At 62.3% G+C, this 16,466-nt stretch carries 13 protein-coding genes; 2 read left to right on the forward strand and 11 right to left on the reverse strand.

The genetic code is table 11. The annotated features are described in order from the left end of the window. Position 1 precedes the first annotated feature (1 nt). The 4 genes from yvcK to uvrA are packed head-to-tail and all read right to left on the reverse strand — an operon-like array spanning position 2 to position 6,691. Positions 2-982: a gluconeogenesis factor YvcK family protein gene (gene yvcK / locus HMPREF3157_RS08180; protein WP_070436070.1), complete on the reverse strand. Its 981-nt coding sequence runs from the start codon at positions 980-982 to the stop codon at positions 2-4. 42 nt (positions 983-1,024) lie between these two features. After that, positions 1,025-1,927: an RNase adapter RapZ gene (rapZ, locus tag HMPREF3157_RS08185; protein ID WP_070436267.1), complete on the reverse strand. Its 903-nt coding sequence runs from the start codon at positions 1,925-1,927 to the stop codon at positions 1,025-1,027. A 13-nt stretch (positions 1,928-1,940) separates the two neighbouring features. Next, on the reverse strand, positions 1,941-3,857 hold the full coding sequence (gene uvrC / locus HMPREF3157_RS08190; protein ID WP_070436071.1) for an excinuclease ABC subunit UvrC: 1,917 nt from the start codon (positions 3,855-3,857) through the stop codon (positions 1,941-1,943). After that, a complete protein-coding gene (uvrA, locus tag HMPREF3157_RS08195; protein WP_070436072.1) occupies positions 3,857-6,691 on the reverse strand; it encodes an excinuclease ABC subunit UvrA in 2,835 nt (944 codons plus the stop codon). The genes uvrC and uvrA overlap by 1 nt, the downstream gene beginning before the upstream one ends. 50 nt (positions 6,692-6,741) lie before the next feature. On the opposite strand from uvrA, the gene HMPREF3157_RS08200 reads away from it, so the two are divergent. Beyond that, positions 6,742-7,434 (forward strand): MBL fold metallo-hydrolase, encoded by a 693-nt coding sequence (locus HMPREF3157_RS08200; RefSeq protein WP_016664615.1) that lies wholly within the window; start codon positions 6,742-6,744, stop codon positions 7,432-7,434. Positions 7,435-7,542: 108 nt separating this feature from the next. On the opposite strand, the gene HMPREF3157_RS08205 is transcribed toward HMPREF3157_RS08200, so the two are convergent. From HMPREF3157_RS08205 to coaE, 3 genes are all read right to left on the reverse strand, one after another. After that, a complete protein-coding gene (locus tag HMPREF3157_RS08205; RefSeq protein ID WP_210386284.1) occupies positions 7,543-7,917 on the reverse strand; it encodes a YbhB/YbcL family Raf kinase inhibitor-like protein in 375 nt (124 codons plus the stop codon). Between the two features lie 91 nt (positions 7,918-8,008). Continuing rightward, positions 8,009-10,108 (reverse strand): excinuclease ABC subunit UvrB, encoded by a 2,100-nt coding sequence (gene uvrB, locus HMPREF3157_RS08210; protein WP_070436073.1) that lies wholly within the window; start codon positions 10,106-10,108, stop codon positions 8,009-8,011. 22 nt (positions 10,109-10,130) lie between these two features. Then, entirely contained in the window at positions 10,131-10,805 is a 675-nt protein-coding gene (coaE, locus tag HMPREF3157_RS08215) for a dephospho-CoA kinase (RefSeq protein ID WP_070436074.1), read from the reverse strand. 79 nt (positions 10,806-10,884) lie between these two features. On the opposite strand from coaE, the gene HMPREF3157_RS08220 reads away from it, so the two are divergent. Then, positions 10,885-11,691 carry a trimeric intracellular cation channel family protein gene (locus HMPREF3157_RS08220; RefSeq protein ID WP_070436075.1) on the forward strand — a complete coding sequence of 269 codons (807 nt, stop codon included), beginning with the start codon at positions 10,885-10,887 and terminating at the stop codon, positions 11,689-11,691. Positions 11,692-11,707: 16 nt separating this feature from the next. Here the strand turns inward: HMPREF3157_RS08220 and aroB are convergent, their stop codons facing one another. The 4 genes from aroB to rpsA all read right to left on the reverse strand — a co-directional run bounded on the left by aroB (position 11,708) and on the right by rpsA (position 16,236). Next, positions 11,708-12,805: a 3-dehydroquinate synthase gene (gene aroB, locus HMPREF3157_RS08225; RefSeq protein WP_082738753.1), complete on the reverse strand. Its 1,098-nt coding sequence runs from the start codon at positions 12,803-12,805 to the stop codon at positions 11,708-11,710. A 12-nt stretch (positions 12,806-12,817) separates the two neighbouring features. Beyond that, positions 12,818-13,411: a shikimate kinase gene (locus tag HMPREF3157_RS08230; RefSeq protein WP_061211982.1), complete on the reverse strand. Its 594-nt coding sequence runs from the start codon at positions 13,409-13,411 to the stop codon at positions 12,818-12,820. Further along, positions 13,408-14,643: a chorismate synthase gene (gene aroC / locus HMPREF3157_RS08235; protein WP_070436076.1), complete on the reverse strand. Its 1,236-nt coding sequence runs from the start codon at positions 14,641-14,643 to the stop codon at positions 13,408-13,410. Before aroC ends, HMPREF3157_RS08230 begins: the two co-directional genes overlap by 4 nt. A 129-nt stretch (positions 14,644-14,772) precedes the next feature. Next, the gene (gene rpsA / locus HMPREF3157_RS08240) at positions 14,773-16,236 is read right to left on the reverse strand and encodes a 30S ribosomal protein S1 (RefSeq protein ID WP_061211984.1); all 1,464 of its coding nucleotides are present in this window, start codon (positions 16,234-16,236) and stop codon (positions 14,773-14,775) included. Positions 16,237-16,466: the final 230 nt, after the last annotated feature.

Raw genomic sequence — 16,466 nt, forward strand, 5'->3', positions numbered from 1 at the left:
CTCAGTCCTTCCATGGGTGGGTGAAAACGCCATTAAACACGTCGCGATACGCGGTGGCGAGCCGAAGCGGATCGTGAGTGGGGGCTCCGTCATCCGTGGACACCGTGCGCATGAGAACGTCGATTCCACGTTCGTGGGCGGCGGCAACGAGCGCCTTTCCGCCGTCGCGTTCGACGGAAGGATCGGCGACGAGCGCATTGAACCTGAGCTCCGGGGCCGCGTCACACACGATGGCGAGCAGATCAGTGCTCGTGAGGCCGACGGTTTCCGAGCGCCCCGCGGCGAGGTTCATCGTCAGCACTTTGCGTGCGTTCGTGTGCGTAATGGCGTCACGAAGTTCAGCGATCTTCACGTGCGGGAGGACGGAGGTGTACCAGCTACCGGGACCGATCACGAGCCATTCGGCCTCGTCGATCGAGTCGAGCACCTCGCGTGCGATCTGAGGTTCGGGCGGAATGATGCGCAGGTCCTCGACGTGGCCGGTGGTGGCGGCGACATCCGCCTGGCCGCGGATCGTGCGAAGTTCTTCGCCCGGGAAAGATACGAGCGCCTCGATATCGAGGGGCTCGAGCGCCATCGGAAGAACACGACCGGAAGTACCAAGAAGCTCCCCGACGTAGTCGAGTGCGGCGATGGGATCGTCGAGTAGCTGCCAGAGGGCGACGATGAGAAGGTTTCCGAGCGAGTGGCCATTGATCTCACCATCCGAGGTGAAGCGATGCTGCACGACATCGCGCCACGTCACTCCCCACTCCGAGTCCTCGCACAGGGCCGACAGCGCCATGCGGAGGTCGCCGGGTGGAAGGATCGGGAGCTCGGCACGCAGCCGGCCCGAGGAACCGCCGTTGTCCGCGACGGTCACCACTGCGGTGAGATCACGGGTGAGGTGGCGCAGCGCGTTAAGACTCGCTGATAGGCCGTGACCGCCGCCAAAGGCCACCACTTTGGGCCCCCGCGTGCGCGAACGCAGGGGCGTGGGCATGAGTGAGGACGTACGCCTCGGGACGTTGGCATTCACGGCGCTTTACTCTCTACCGAGATCGCGGTGGCGCACGCGCACCGGGTAGCCAAGCTTCCGAAGCTCATCGCCGATGGTCTCCGCGACCGCAACGGAGCGGTGCTTACCTCCCGTACAACCGATGGCGACGGCGGCGAATTGCTTGTTTTCCTCGCGGTAGCCGCGCAGTACGGGAATCAACATCTCGACGTAACGACTGATGAATTCCTTTGCGTTCGCTTGCTCCAAAACGTAGTCGGCAACCTCGCTATCGATGCCGCGCTTGTCGCGAAGCTCCGGCACCCAGTACGGGTTCGGAAGAAATCGCACGTCGGCAACGTAGTCCGATTCGATGGGTATGCCGTATTTAAAGCCGAAGCTCATGACGTTGACAGTCACGGTGTGGTCGTCCCCTTTGCCGAACTCCTTGCGCATGCGCATCGAGAGCTGGTGGACGTTCAGCGGCGAGGTGTCGATGACGATATCGGCCATCCGTCGCAGCGGAGCAAGCTGCTCTCGTTCGCGGCGGATCCCTTCGAGCACGCCCTCCTCGCCCTGGAGAGGGTGGGGGCGGCGAACCGAGTCGAACCGGCGCACGAGCGTGTTCTGATCGGCGCTGAGGAACACGAGGCGCGTGCGCACTTCCTGTTTCCGGAGGTCCTCGATAACTTCGGGAAGGTCATTGAAGAAGGGGCCGGAACGCGGGTCGGTGACGACGGCGAATCGATTCGCGCGACCGACGGCCTGAGACTGAAGGTCGAACAGGGTGCGGATCAGTTGCGGCGCGATGTTGTACACGACGTACCAGCCCATGTCTTCGAGAGCATGGGCTGCCGTCTCCCTGCCTGCACCCGCAAGCCCAGTGATGATCACGATTTCCGGGGCAATACCGCTCTGGTCCGACGGCTGCTCTGTCTCACCGTTGCCCAGCTCTTGCTTGTTCTCACTCAAGAATCTCTCCCGTCGTCATGTTCACCGCGGGGGCCCGCTCTTCGGATTGTAGTGCGGCGTGGATATTCGCCGCGAGTGCAGGGCCAATTCCAGGGACGCCTTCGAGGTCCTCGACTCGCGCCTTGCGAATCGCGTCGACGGTCGTGAAACGGTCAAGGAGCGCACGTCGCCGACTGGGCCCCAGGCCGGGGATCTCATCGAGCACGCTTTCGTGCATCGAGCGGCCTCGTTTGGAGCGGTGAAACGTGATGGCAAAGCGGTGTGCTTCGTCGCGCAGGCGCTGGATGAGAAAGAGCGCTTCGGATGTGCGCGGGAGAATGAGCGGGTAGTCCTCATCGGGCAGCCACACTTCCTCGAGACGCTTAGCGATGCCGATCAGGGCAATATCGGTGACACCCAGTTCATCCATGACGCGTTTGGCGGCATTGACCTGAGGTAAGCCACCGTCAACGATGATGAGGTTCGGTGGGTAAGCGAATCGAGTCGCGGACGGATCAACCACGTCACCGTTTGCCCGGGCTTCCTTCTGCTCGAGGTGGTGGCGAAGCCGCCGACGCAGCACGTCCTGCATGCTCGCCGTGTCGTCACGCGCTGCGTCCCCGGAGATCGAGAAACGGCGATACTCGCTCTTGCGTGGGAGACCGTCTTCGAACACGACCATCGAGCCGACGACGTTTGTGCCCTGCGAATGCGAGATATCGAAGCATTCGATGCGAAGCGGCGCGTCTTCCATATCGAGCGCTTCGCCGAGATCTTCGAGCGCTTTGGAACGGGAGGTGAGGTCGCCTGTCCGGCGCAGTTTCCCGAGTCGCATGGCTTCCTTCGCATTTGCGCTTACCGTCTCAAGAAGCGCTTTCTTTTCACCCCGCCGAGGCACCCGTATATCGATGCTTTGACGGCCAAGGAGCGCGCGAATCTCATCGGGACGGGACGGCATGTGTGTCACGAGAATCTCGTGCGGTGCGCGCGTATCGGTCCCCTCGTAGAGCTGCGTGAGTGCCCGTTCCATGAGCTCAGCCGGGCTTGAATCATCCAAGAGCTCGGCAACCCACCCTCGTTGGCCCCGGATGCGCCCGCCTCTCACGTGAAAGACCTGCACGCTTGCCTCGAGCTCGTCGAGTTCGAGAGCGACGAGATCGGCATCGGTCGCGTCTGCAAGCACCACCGAGTTCTTTTCCATGACCTTTTCGAGCGCGGCAAGATCGTCGCGATACCGGGCTGCGGCCTCGTAGTCCAGCGCGGCGGCAGCTTCCTTCATTTTGGTACGCCGTTCGCGAACAAAAGCCCCGGTATTGCCGTCCATAAACGCCACGAGGTTTTCGGCGAGTGCCCGGTGCTCCTCGATACTCACGTTGCCTACGCACGGCGCGGCGCATTTGCCAATGAAGCCGAGCAGGCACGGCCTGCCCGAGCGTTCCGCCCGGTTGTACACGCCCTGGGTACACGTGCGCACGGGAAAGACTCGCAACAGAAGGTCGAGAGTTTCGCGAATGGCCCACACGTGTGCGTACGGTCCAAAGGAACGATCCGTTTTGTGGCGCTCTTTGCGCGTGATCATCGCGCGCGGCACCTGATTACCCATCGTCACGACGAGGAACGGGTACGACTTGTCATCGCGGAACTTCACGTTGAAGCGCGGGTCAAATTCCTTGATCCAGGTGTATTCGAGCGTGAGTGCCTCGACATCGCTCGTGACGACCGTCCACTGCACCTGGCTTGCGGTGGTCACCATTTTCTGGGTGCGCGGGTGGAGGTTCGCGAGATCCTGAAAATAGTTGCCGAGCCTTTGGCGAAGATTCTTCGCCTTCCCCACGTAGATGACCCTCGAATCGGGGTCGAGGAACCGGTAGACGCCAGGATCCGTCGGAATAGACCCCGGCGCCGGCCGGTACGTCGCCGGATCCGCCATTACAGGAGCTCCCGCAGGAACTGCCCCGTAAACGACTCGTCGACCTTCGCGACGTCTTCGGGCGTGCCGGTCGCGATCACACGGCCGCCCCCGCTGCCGCCCTCCGGACCGAGGTCGATGAGGTAGTCAGCGCTCTTAATAACGTCGAGATTGTGCTCGATCACGACGACCGAGTTGCCCTTGTCCACGAGTCCCTGAAGCACCGAAAGGAGCTTCTTGATGTCCTCGAAGTGCAAGCCGGTCGTCGGCTCGTCCAGCACGTAAATCGTCCGACCCTTCGAGCGCTTGTGCAGTTCGGCAGCGAGCTTCACACGCTGCGCTTCGCCGCCCGAGAGCGTCGTCGCGGACTGCCCGAGCCGCACATACCCGAGGCCAACCTCGACGAGCGTCGACAACTGGCGGTGGATGGCGGGAACCGCCTCGAAAAACTCGACGGCCTCCGAGATCGGCATGTCGAGCACCTCGGCCACGTTCTTGCCTTTGAAGCGCACCTGGAGTGTTTCTGAGTTGTAGCGCGCGCCATGGCACACCTCGCACTTCACGTACACGTCCGGAAGGAAGTTCATCTCGATCTTGATCGTTCCGTCACCGGCGCAGTTCTCGCATCGCCCGCCCTTGACGTTGAACGAGAAGCGTCCGGCCTTGTAACCGCGCACCTTCGCCTCGCTCGTTTGAGCAAAGAGGGTACGAATGCGATCCCAAACCCCCGTATACGTGGCCGGATTCGAGCGCGGCGTACGGCCGATCGGGGACTGGTCGACGTGGACGACCTTGTCGAGGTGCTCGAGGCCTTCGACACGCGTATGCCGGCCGGGGACGACGCGAGCGCGGTTGAGGTTCTTTGCGAGCACCCGGTAAAGAATGTCGTTGACGAGGGTCGACTTACCCGATCCGGACACTCCTGTCACGGCTGTGAAAAGGCCGAGCGGCACCGTCACATTCACGCCCTGAAGGTTGTTTTCGCGCGCATTCACGACCTTCAACACACGACCGGGGTCCACCTTCCGGCGCTCTTTCGGTACATCGATCGTGCGCTCACCACTCAGGTACTGCCCGGTGATAGAGCGGGACTCCTCGAGGAGCCCCTCGTACGCGCCCGAATACACAACCTCGCCGCCGTATTCACCGGCGTTGGGGCCGATATCGACGATCCAGTCGGCCGTGCGGAGCGTGTCCTCATCGTGCTCGACAACGATGAGGGTATTGCCGAGGTCGCGAAGCCGAACGAGGGTGTGGATGAGCCTCTGGTTATCGCGCTGGTGGAGCCCGATCGATGGCTCATCGAGCACATACAAAACTCCCACGAGGCCCGAGCCAATCTGAGTCGCGAGGCGGATGCGCTGCGCCTCTCCCCCGGACAGGGTTCCGGCGGCACGCGAGAGGTTGAGGTAGTTCAGTCCCACGTCGACGAGGAAGCCGAGCCGTGCGTGGATTTCGCGGAGAATCTCGTCGGCAATCACGAGGTCGCGCGAGGAGAACTCGACGCCCTCGAGGAAGGCCTTCGCCTCGCCAATCGGAAGATCCGAGAACTCGGCGATCGACTTTCCACCGATGGTGATGGACAGGACTTCGGGGCGAAGCCTGCGACCCTGGCACGCGGGGCACGGCGCGTGCCGCATGAACTGCTCGTAGCGTTCGCGGGCCCAATCGGATTCGGTGTCCTCGTGACGGCGCTTGAGGTAGTACATGACTCCCTCAAAGCCTGTCGAATAGCGGCGCTCGCGCCCGAACCGGTTGCGGTAGCGCACGTGCACTTTGAAATTGTGTCCGTTGAGAAGAGCGTCCTTGGCGTCGTCCGGGAGATCCTTCCACGGCGTGTCCATCGAGAAACCAAGCTCGCTCGCAAGGGCACTCATCACCTGCTGGTGGTGGTCGGCGCTGCCGAGGGTCCACGGCGCAATCGCCCCTTCCGCGAGCGTCGCCGATTCATCAGGGATCACGAGGTCCGGGTCGATTTCAAGTCGCGTGCCGATACCCGCACATTCGGGACACGCGCCGTAGGGGGCGTTAAAGGAGAACGACCGCGGCTCGATTTCCTCGAGCTCGAGCGGGTGCTCGTTGGGGCACGCGCGCTTCTCAGAAAATCGGCGCGTGCGCTCGGGCGAGCCCTCCTCTTCATCCACGAAGTCAGCGATGACAACGCCGTCTGCAAGCCGTGTCGCGGTTTCCACCGAGTCCGTTAGTCGCGTGCGCGACCCGCTCTTCACCGCAAGGCGATCAACGATGACCTCGATCGTGTGCTTCTTCGTTTTCGCGAGCGAGATGTCCTCCGAAAGACGCATCACCTCGCCGTCAATGCGTGCACGGGAGAAGCCCTGCGATTGAAGGGAGCTTAAAAGGTCGGTGTGTTCGCCTTTGCGGCCCTTAATGACGGGCGCAAGAAGCTGGAAACGGGTGCCTTCGGGATAGGCAAGAAGAGCATCGACCATTTGCTCTGCGCTCTGAGAAGAGATCTCAGCCCCGCACGTCGGGCAGTGCTGCACGCCCGTGCGCGCATAGAGCAAACGCAGGTAGTCATGAATTTCCGTGATCGTGCCCACGGTCGAGCGCGGGTTGCGGTTCGTCGACTTCTGGTCGATCGACACTGCGGGCGAAAGCCCCTCGATAAACTCGACCTTCGGCTTGTCCATCTGGCCAAGGAACTGGCGCGCGTAGCTTGAGAGGGACTCGACGTATCGGCGCTGCCCCTCGGCAAAAATCGTATCGAAGGCAAGAGAGGACTTTCCCGAGCCGGAAAGCCCAGAAAACACCACGAGCGCATTGCGGGGGATCTCGAGGTCGACGTTCTTGAGGTTGTGTTCGCGCGCACCGCGCACAATCAATGCATCAGTCACCTGGACAATTCTAGGAGCCGCTTCTGAAAAGCGAAGGTGCTCGCCGTAGCATGGTGAGTATGAGCACCCTCAAAAATCAGTACACGGGCAGCGTCACGAGCGGCGGGGAAAGCGACGTGCGAACCCTTGGCTCGCTCGTCATTCGCAAAGCCTCCGTCGGCCCCCTCGACAACAATGCGTACCTTCTCACGTGCAGGGTCTCGGGCGCCCAGCTCCTGATCGACGCCGCGGCCGATGCCCCGCGTCTCATGCGCCTCATCAGGGAGGGCTCCCCCACTTCCCGCCTCGACTCGATCCTCACGACTCACTCGCACCACGATCACGTTGGCGCGCTCGCGCAGGTGCGCGCTGCGACCCAGGCAAAAACTTTCGCGGGCGCCAAGGACGCCCCGGAGATCCCGACGCCGACGGATGTTCCGCTGAAGAACGGCGACACCATCAGAGTCGGCGTGAACGATCTCGAGATCGTCGCACTTCGCGGCCACACTCCCGGTTCGGTAGCCGCCATCTACTGGGGGCAGGCCGACGGCACCCACGTTTTTACCGGCGACTCCCTTTTTCCCGGCGGCGTGGGCGCCACGCGGGGGGATTCTGAGCGCTTTACCTCGCTGCTCAACGATGTCGAAGAGCGCCTTTTCGACGTGTTGCCTGACGAAACGTGGGTGTATCCGGGGCATGGCGAGGACACCACGATTGGTGCCGAGCGCCCGCATCTTGCCGAGTGGCGCGAGCGCGGCTGGTGAGTCGCCTCCCTAGTTGGCGCTGCCGGTCAGTTTGAACCTACCGGTGATGCTCGCCGAGTCGAGTTGGTTCGCAAAGATCGCGAAACGAACCTGGGCCTGCGTAGCTCCCTAGGGAATCTCGAGTTTCTCGACTGAGAGTGCGTGAACGGTGTGGATGTAGCGGTGCACGCGCCCTTCGGGTGGGCATGGTCCGCCGTAGCCTGAAAAGCCGTAGTCGTTCGCCCATTCACGGGCCGCCTCGGGCAGGCTCTCCCCCTCGGCAAGACCTGCCATGCTTGCGGGGATATCGAAGGCGATCCAGTGCCAGAAGCCGGAGCCTGTAGGAGCATCCGGGTCGAAAACGGTGAGAGCGAACGAACGTGTCCCCTCGGGGGCGTCAGTCCACGAGAGGTCGGGGTGGAGATTGTCGCCACCCGCGGCGTGCTCAGCAAAACGCACGGGAATTGTCTCGCCCTCGCCAAAAGCTTGAGTGGTAATACGCATGGGTCTCCTTGCATACGGTCGATGTGTGGGAGCCGAGCGGCGCTGCACGGAGTAATCCGGACATCGTACTCGGTTATGCGTTCATTGCCACCTAAGCTCCCGTGAACTGACGAAGTTCCTTCTTGAGTTCCGTCACCTCGTCGCGGATGCGCGCCGCAACTTCAAACTGGAGATTCTCCGCGGCCTGGTGCATATTCGCGGTGAGTTCCTCAATCATCTCGCGCAGCGCCTTTTCGGGGTTATCCCCCAGTTCAAGTGCACGATTGCCGGTCGTGCCACCTCGCTCGGGCGAGCTAGAGCCCTTCGTGCGTTCCTTGCCCTTGCGATAGTCGGTCGCAAGCAGCGTCTCGGTGTCGATATCCTCGCGCGCAAGCATGTCTGTGACATCGGCGATTTTCTTGCGTAGCGGCTGCGGATCGATACCGTTTTCCTTGTTGTACGCGATTTGGATCTCACGGCGACGATTGGTCTCATCGATGGCTTCGCGCATCGAATCGGTGATCGAATCAGCATACATGTGCACTTGGCCAGAGACGTTACGGGCTGCACGCCCGATGGTCTGGATAAGCGAGGTACGCGAGCGGAGAAAACCTTCCTTGTCGGCATCGAGGATGGCCACGAGCGAAACCTCGGGAAGGTCGAGGCCCTCACGCAGGAGGTTGATACCGACGAGGACGTCGAATTCGCCCTGACGCAGTTCGCGCAGCAGTTCAACGCGCCGAAGAGTGTCGACATCGGAATGCAGGTATTGGACGCGCACACCGTTCTCGAGGAGGTAGTCCGTGAGGTCCTCCGCCATGCGCTTTGTCAGCGTCGTCACGAGTACGCGCTCGTTCTTCTCGACGCGTTTTTCGATCTCGGCGCGAAGATCGTCGATTTGCCCGCGCACGGGTTTGACGATCACTTCGGGATCAACGAGACCGGTGGGGCGAATGATCTGCTCGACATAGCCGTTGGCGCGTTCCAGTTCGTACTGGGCGGGCGTCGCCGAGAGGTAAACGGTCTGCCCGGTGCGCTCAATAAACTCGTCGAAGCGCAGAGGCCGGTTATCGAGTGCCGACGGCAACCTGAAACCAAAGTCAACGAGCGTGCGCTTGCGCGAGCGATCCCCCTCGAACATCGCGCCGATCTGAGGCACAGTCACGTGTGACTCGTCGATGATGAGTACGAAATCTTCGGGGAAATAATCGAGCAGGGTATTCGGGGGCGTTCCGGGGCCGCGGCCGTCAAAGTGACGCGAATAGTTTTCAACGCCATTCGTCGTTCCGGTTTGGCGCAGCATCTCGATGTCGTGAGTCGTGCGCATGCGCAAGCGCTGTGCCTCGAGCAACTTATTTTCACCCTCGAGTTCCTCGAGGCGTTCGGCAAGCTCGGCTTCGATGTCCTTGATGGCGCGCTGAAGCCGCTCGGGGCCGGCGACGTAGTGGGAGGCGGGGAAGATGTGCATCTGCTTTTCCTCGCGGATCACTTCGCCGGTCACGGGGTGCAGGGTGTAGAGCGCGTCGATCTCGTCACCGAAAAATTCAATGCGGATCGCGAGCTCTTCATACATGGGGATGATCTCGACGGTATCGCCGCGCACACGGAACGTCCCGCGCACAAACGCGACGTCGTTGCGGTCGTACTGCATGTCGATGAACTTGCGAAGGAGAGCATCGCGCTCGATCTCCTCGCCGACGCTTAGACGCACCATACGATCCACGTACTCTTGCGGTGTACCGAGACCGTAAATGCAGCTCACTGAACTCACGACGACCACGTCTCGGCGAGTCAGAAGTGAGTTCGTGGCGCTGTGACGCAGCCGCTCCACTTCGGCGTTGATCGAGGAGTCCTTCTCGATATAGGTATCCGATTGCGGAACGTACGCCTCTGGCTGGTAGTAGTCGTAGTAGCTCACGAAGTACTCGACCGCGTTATTCGGAAGAAGCTCGCGAAATTCGCTCGCGAGCTGAGCGGCGAGGGGCTTGTTGTGCGCCATGACGAGGGTGGGGCGTTGAAGCTTTTCGATCAACCACGCCGCGGTCGCGCTCTTACCCGTTCCTGTCGCCCCGAGGAGAACAACATCCTGTTCTCCTGCGTTGATGCGCGCTGCGAGTTCCTCAATAGCCTTCGGCTGATCGCCCGCAGGCTTGTATTCGGAAACAACTTCGAAGGGCTTGACTGCACGGGACAGTTCGGTAACGGGACGCATGCCTTAACCCTAGCCCTCGCCCCTAGTCGAGGGCATGGAGTCGATCGTCGATGATGTCGCACGCCTCGGCGAGGGCGGCGTTGGCGCGCTCGTCAAGATGTTCGGGTGCCCCCGCATTGTCGATGAACACGTCTGCCCTCGCGCGTCGCTCCTCATCGTTGACCTGCGCACGGATGACACCCTCGACGTATTCGCGGGACTTGCCGCGCTCGCGGACGACTCGGTCAATGCGCTCACGCTCGGGTGTCAAAACAGCGACAATGGCACGGTAGTGGCGGTCGTGCTCCAGCTCGAGAAGCAGGGGCGAATCGTGGATGACGAGAATGCGCGTGCCGTCAGCCGCGCGTGAGGCAATGGCCGCCTCGAGCCGGCCGACTTCCGCCCACAAATGGCGGTGCACAATCCGTTCGAGATCGGCACGCGAATCAGGATCGTTGAAGACGAGTTCGGCAAGTGCCGCACGGTCGATCGTCCCGGTCTCGGAGTTTCGATAGCTCTCGCCGAAACGTGCGATGGCCTCCTCGAGGCCTTCGCCGGGCTGGTCGAGGACGGCTCGAGAGAGCGCATCAAGATCAATCACGTGGTGGCCTTTTCGGGCCCATATTTTTCCGACGGTGGACTTGCCCGAACCGATTCCTCCCGTGAGGCCGATACGAAGCACTCCGGTCGGGGCATCGGGGACGGAAACGTGTGTCATGTGAGTTCACTCCTATCCGCGAGAGAGTTCGGCAACAACCTGCTTCTGGCCCTCGGGCCTGCTCCAATAGATTAGTGGAGTGAACACCACGCCCGATCACTTTCTCCTCACGAATCAGCTGCTTATCGCGATCGACCTCATCGGCGTGTTTGTCATGGGCATCGTCGGCGGCTCCCTCGCTCGCCGCCTTCAATTCGATGCGGTGGGATACGCCGTGCTCGGCGTCATCTCAGGCCTCGGCGGCGGCATCATTCGCGACCTCATCCTCAACTACGGCATCCCCGCGGCCTTCGCCAACCCCCTCTACCTCACCGTCGGCCTTGCCGGATCGGCGATTGCCTACTTCGTTTCCTCTGAGGGCGCCATGTGGCGCCACACCACGACCGTTCTCGACTGTATTGCGCTCGGGCTTTGGGCAGCCATCGGCACAGCGAAATCTATGCTCGTGGGCCTCTCCCCTCTTCCCGCGGTCATGCTCGGCGTCACGACCGGTGTCGGCGGCGGCGTCATTCGTGACATGGCGGTGGGGCGTATCCCCGTGGTGTTTGGTGGCGGTCCGCTCTACGCGACCGCTGCTCTCCTCACCTCGGTGCTCACATGGCTCGTCTACTACTTCGACCTGCCTGCCTGGACCGTGCTTATCGCCGCCTCTTGCGGCACTCTCCTCGCGATCTTCGCGCAGTGGAAGCAGTGGAAGCTGCCTACCAATGCTCCCGATCTCGCGGTCACGATGAGCCCAAGCCAGCTTCGCGCCTTCGCCCGCCGTGTACGCAAGGCTGAAAGGCGCCGCGTAGCGATCGAGACCGGTGCGATCCCCGTCGTCAACATCGACAACGACGACCTCGCGCGGGACATCCTCGAAAATCCACCGGAAGTAGAACCGTAACCCCTACCGGAGCTGCTTACGCGGTGATGGCGGCGTAGCTTTCCTCGAGAAGCGCTTCGCTCGGCCCCTCAAGGCGGATCGGCGCGCCGACTGCATCGAGGATGACGAAACGTAGCAGCGCCCCTCGCGCTTTCTTGTCGCGCGCCATCGCTTCGCGCAATGCTCCCCACTGACCGTCCCGGTAGCGCGTGGGCAGCGCAAGCGATTCGAGAACATTCCGGTGGCGGGCGAGCAGAGCGCTACTCAGATGGCCGGCCCGGTGGGAAAGCTCGGCGGCAAACACCATCCCGACGGCGACGGCGTCGCCGTGTCGCCACGTGTACTTTTCATGGCGTTCGATCGCGTGAGCGAGGGTATGACCGTAATTGAGAATCTCGCGGCGTCCCTTTTCAGTGAGATCCTCGCTCACGACCTCAGCTTTCACCGTGATCGACCTGGTGAGGATTTCGGCAAACTCACTTGAGCGGGTATCGCGGACCCGGTCCAGTCCGCTTTCAATGATGTCGAGAATGCTGGGATCGGCAATAAATCCAGCCTTCACGACCTCCGCGAGGCCCGCGGAGACATCGTGCGCTGGCAGCTCTTCAAGCGCGTCGAGGTCCGCAATCACTGCACGGGGAGCATGAAATGCCCCCACAAGGTTCTTCCCCTCCGCAGTGTTGATGCCGGTCTTGCCACCAACCGCCGCATCAACCATTCCCGCAACCGTCGTCGGCACGTGAATGACGTCGATGCCGCGAAGCCAGGTTGCGGCAGCGAAGCCTGCGAGGTCCGTCGCTGCGCCGCCTCCCATCCCAATGATCAGGTCGCTTCGCGTGAAGTCGCGTGAGCCGAGCACGCGCCACAGCTCGCTCAGCGTGTCGATCCCCTTGGCCTGCTCGGCGTCGGGGATGGCGACGGTAAGAGCCTCGCGACCGTCGGACTCGAGCGCCGCGGCAAGCCTGCGGGCCCGCTGTGCGACGGGAGCTTGGTGGACGATGAGAACGCGGAGCACTCGCTCGGGGATCGCGGTGAGGAGAGTGCGTTCAAGCCCCCTGCCCACCGTCACGTCGTAGGAGCTCGATCCCCGACCGACGGTGATGCAAGTCGGCATCGCTGTGTCGAAACCTGTCACGTCGTGTCCCCTTTAGTCGAGAGTAGTGGTGGGCTGCGGTGACGTCAGTTCGCGCGCGAGCGTGGCCGCGAGCTCATCCGGTGAAGCTTCACAAGTGTTGAGTGCCCATACCGCGACCTGGGCGAACAGTGGTTCTCGCTCCTTACTGACCTGAATCCACCGCGCGTGCGGGTCATCACCTGCGAGTACGGGCCTTCCCATGCCCGAACCAATACGTTCACGCGCATGATCAGCGTCGAGAAAAAGACGCACGACGAGCCTATCGCGCAGACGTTCGCGAGTGGCGGGTGATGTCACCGCCCCACCCCCGAGGGCAAGGATTCCCTCATGCTCCGCTAGAAGGCGCGCAATGACTCTCTCTTCGAGCGCCCGAAAGTACTGCTCACCCTCGGAGGCGAAAATCTCCGGAATCGAGCGAGCAGCCTCGCGCTCGATCTCGCGATCGGAATCGACGAAGGCGAGCCCCAGCCGGTTGGCAACACGTGTGCCAACCGTCGTTTTTCCCGAACCCATAGGCCCGACGAGTACGAGCCGCGGTCCCCCTTCATGCAGTTCGGGAGTGCGTAGGCGTGCAAGCTTCGGGAGCGCCTGTTCTCGTTCGCTCACCGATCAGCACCATCTGCACGCGCCACGGCACACTCGCGCACGCTCGACACACGAGGGGCGATTTCGGTCACGCTGTCTCCCCCAACCTTTTCGAGGAGAGCGTCGGCGAGAGTGATCGCGACCATCGCTTGAGCGATCACGGCCGCCGGCGCCACTGCACACACGTCGGAACGCTGATGGTTCGCGGTCGCTTCCTCACCGGTGGCCGTGTCGATCGTTCGCAGCGCCCGCGGCACCGTCGAAATCGGCTTGAGGGCACCACGAACGGCAATGAGTTCGGCGTTCGAGATTCCGCCCTCGGTTCCCCCCGCGCGATTCGAGGCGCGGCGCGTACCAGCCGGGCCTGCTCCCTCGCCGAGAATCTCATCATGAGCGAGGCTTCCACGGCGGCCCGCGTTCGCGAAACCCTCACCGATTTCCACACCCTTCATCGCCTGGATACTCATGATTGCCTGGGCGAGGCGAGCATCAAGACGACGGTTCCATTGCGTGTGAGAGCCGAGACCGGCCGGAACGTTATAGGCGAGCACTTCGACGACGCCGCCCAGAGTGTCGCCGTCCTTCTTCGCCGCATCGATCTCGTCGACCATCGCCTGAGAGGTGTCGGCATCAAAACAGCGCAGGGGGTCCGCATCGAGGGCCGAGGCATCGGCGGAAGTAGGCAGCGCGCTACCTTCGGGCACGCGCGCTTGCCCCACCTGCAACGTGTGTGCCACGAGCGTAATGCCCGCGGCCTGTTCAAGGAGTGCCTCACACAACGCGCCGATCACCACGCGCGCAGCGGTTTCCCGAGCGCTCGCACGCTCAAGAACGTTTCGTGCATCCTCATGGCCGTACTTGGCCATGCCTGCAAGATCAGCGTGGCCGGGGCGCGGCCTCGTGAGGGGTTTGTTGCGCGCAATCTCGCGTTCATCGCCCGTACCCGCATCGATCATGAGATCCTCGCGCGAGACGGGATCGGCGCTCATGACCTTTTCCCACTTCGGCCACTCCGTGTTTCGAATTTCCACGGCGATCGGTGAACCTAGGGTTCGACCGTGCCGCACGCCAGAAAGAATGCGAACCTCGTCCTGCTCAAACTTCTGCCGTGCTCCGCGGCCGTAACCGAGCCGGCGCCGCGCAAGCGCATCCCGCAACGCTTCGTGCGTAATCTCGACTCCCGCGGGGAAACCGTCGATCATTGCCACGAGCGAGGGGCCGTGTGACTCCCCCGCGGTCATCCAATTCAGCACAGGTGGCCTTTCGCTTAGGAGGTAAGGCACAGGGCATGCGCCCGTTGCCGATGCCATTCAGGTTAAAGGCGAAAGCGCCCCTCGCAAAACGAGGAGCGCTTTCGTGAGATCGCTAGGCGATCACGTCAATCAGTTGTTGCCCGTGAGCTTCTCGCGAAGAGCCGCGAGTGCCTCATCGGAAGCGAGGGTGCCCTCGTCGCTCGAGGAGGACTGGAACGAAGTCGGTGCGGCCTCGCTCGCTGCCGGAGCAGCGGCCTGAGCCTCGGCGTCGGCCTTCGCAGCCTCGGCCACCTGAGCCTTGTGCTGGGTCCAGCGCTCGTAGGCACGTGCGTAGTCGGCCTCCCAAGCCTCGCGCTGAGCCTCGTAGCCCTCGAGCCACTCGTTGGTCTCGGGATCGAAGCCCTCGGGGTACTTGTACTCGCCGTTTTCGTCGTACTCGGCGGCCATACCGTAGAGAGCCGGATCGAACGTCGAGTCGTCGCCCTCGGGGTCGACGCCCTCGTTCGCCTGCTTGAGGGACAGCGAGATGCGACGGCGTTCGAGATCGATGTCGATGACCTTGACAAAGACTTCCTGGTCGACGCTCACAACCTGCTCGGGCAGGTCAACGTGGCGCTGGGCAAGCTCGGAAATGTGCACGAGGCCCTCGATGCCGTCCTCGACGCGCACGAACGCACCGAACGGAACGAGCTTCGTGACCTTACCCGGCACGACCTGGCCGATGGCGTGGGTGCGAGCGAAGAGCTGCCACGGGTCTTCCTGAGTGGCCTTGAGCGAAAGCGACACGCGCTCGCGATCCATCTCGACCGAGAGAACCTCGACCTTGACGGGCTGGCCAACCTCGACAACCTCGCTCGGGTGGTCGATGTGCTTCCAGGAGAGCTCGGAAACGTGGACCAGGCCGTCGACACCGCCGAGGTCCACGAACGCACCGAAGTTGACGATCGAGGAGACGTGGCCCTCGCGAACCTGACCCTTCTGGAGGGTCTGGAGGAAGTCGGTGCGAACCGAAGCCTGGGTCTCTTCGAGGTAGGCGCGGCGCGAGAGCACGACGTTGTTGCGGTTCTTGTCGAGCTCGATGATCTTCGCTTCGAGCTCCTGGCCGATGTACGGCTGAAGGTCGCGCACGCGGCGCATCTCGACGAGCGAAGCGGGGAGGAAGCCGCGAAGGCCGATGTCAACGATGAGGCCGCCCTTGACGACCTCGATGACGGTGCCGGTGACGACACCTTCGTTCTCCTTGATGTCCTCGATCGAGCCCCACGCACGCTCGTACTGCGCGCGCTTCTTCGAGAGGATCAGGCGGCCTTCCTTGTCCTCCTTCTGGAGAACGAGCGCCTCGACCTCGTCGCCAACCTCGACAACCTCATCGGGGTCAACGTCGTGCTTGATCGAGAGTTCGCGCGAGGGGATAACACCCTCGGTCTTGTAGCCGATGTCAAGAAGAACCTCGTCCCGGTCAACCTTGACGACGGTGCCCTCGACGATGTCGCCATCGTTGAAGTACTTGATGGTCGAATCGATAGCGGCGAGAAGTTCCTCTTCGCTACCGATATCGTTGATGGCGATCTGAGGTGCGTTGTTCGTGGTCATGTAGTAAATGGCTCCGTCGGGACAGGTAGTAGATGGTACAGAAACACGTGTGAGCGAAGCGCACACACCTGGTCTAGCCTACCGGTCATTGCATCCACGGGTCAACGAAAAAAGCTCCGAAAACCCCGCTCTCGACGTCGAGGTGACCAATCCAACATCGAACGCTGTTCTATGGGGCGCCCACAACGTTTTCTTGACTGCCGCAACGATGATCTAGCGTGGCTCGCGGC

Source organism: Dermabacter sp. HMSC06F07 (genome assembly GCF_001807345.1).
Lineage (GTDB): Bacteria > Actinomycetota > Actinomycetes > Actinomycetales > Dermabacteraceae > Dermabacter > Dermabacter hominis.

What these genes read in the sequence shown, in the direction of transcription:
- yvcK (WP_070436070.1), bottom strand. Translation starts at nt 982, where the DNA reads ATGCCCACGCCCCTGCGTTCGCGCACGCGGGGGCCCAAAGTGGTGGCC.
- uvrC (WP_070436071.1), bottom strand. Translation starts at nt 3,857, where the DNA reads ATGGCGGATCCGGCGACGTACCGGCCGGCGCCGGGGTCTATTCCGACG.
- HMPREF3157_RS08200 (WP_016664615.1), top strand. Translation starts at nt 6,742, where the DNA reads ATGGTGAGTATGAGCACCCTCAAAAATCAGTACACGGGCAGCGTCACG.
- HMPREF3157_RS08205 (WP_210386284.1), bottom strand. Translation starts at nt 7,917, where the DNA reads ATGCGTATTACCACTCAAGCTTTTGGCGAGGGCGAGACAATTCCCGTG.
- uvrB (WP_070436073.1), bottom strand. Translation starts at nt 10,108, where the DNA reads ATGCGTCCCGTTACCGAACTGTCCCGTGCAGTCAAGCCCTTCGAAGTT.
- coaE (WP_070436074.1), bottom strand. Translation starts at nt 10,805, where the DNA reads ATGACACACGTTTCCGTCCCCGATGCCCCGACCGGAGTGCTTCGTATC.
- rpsA (WP_061211984.1), bottom strand. Translation starts at nt 16,236, where the DNA reads ATGACCACGAACAACGCACCTCAGATCGCCATCAACGATATCGGTAGC.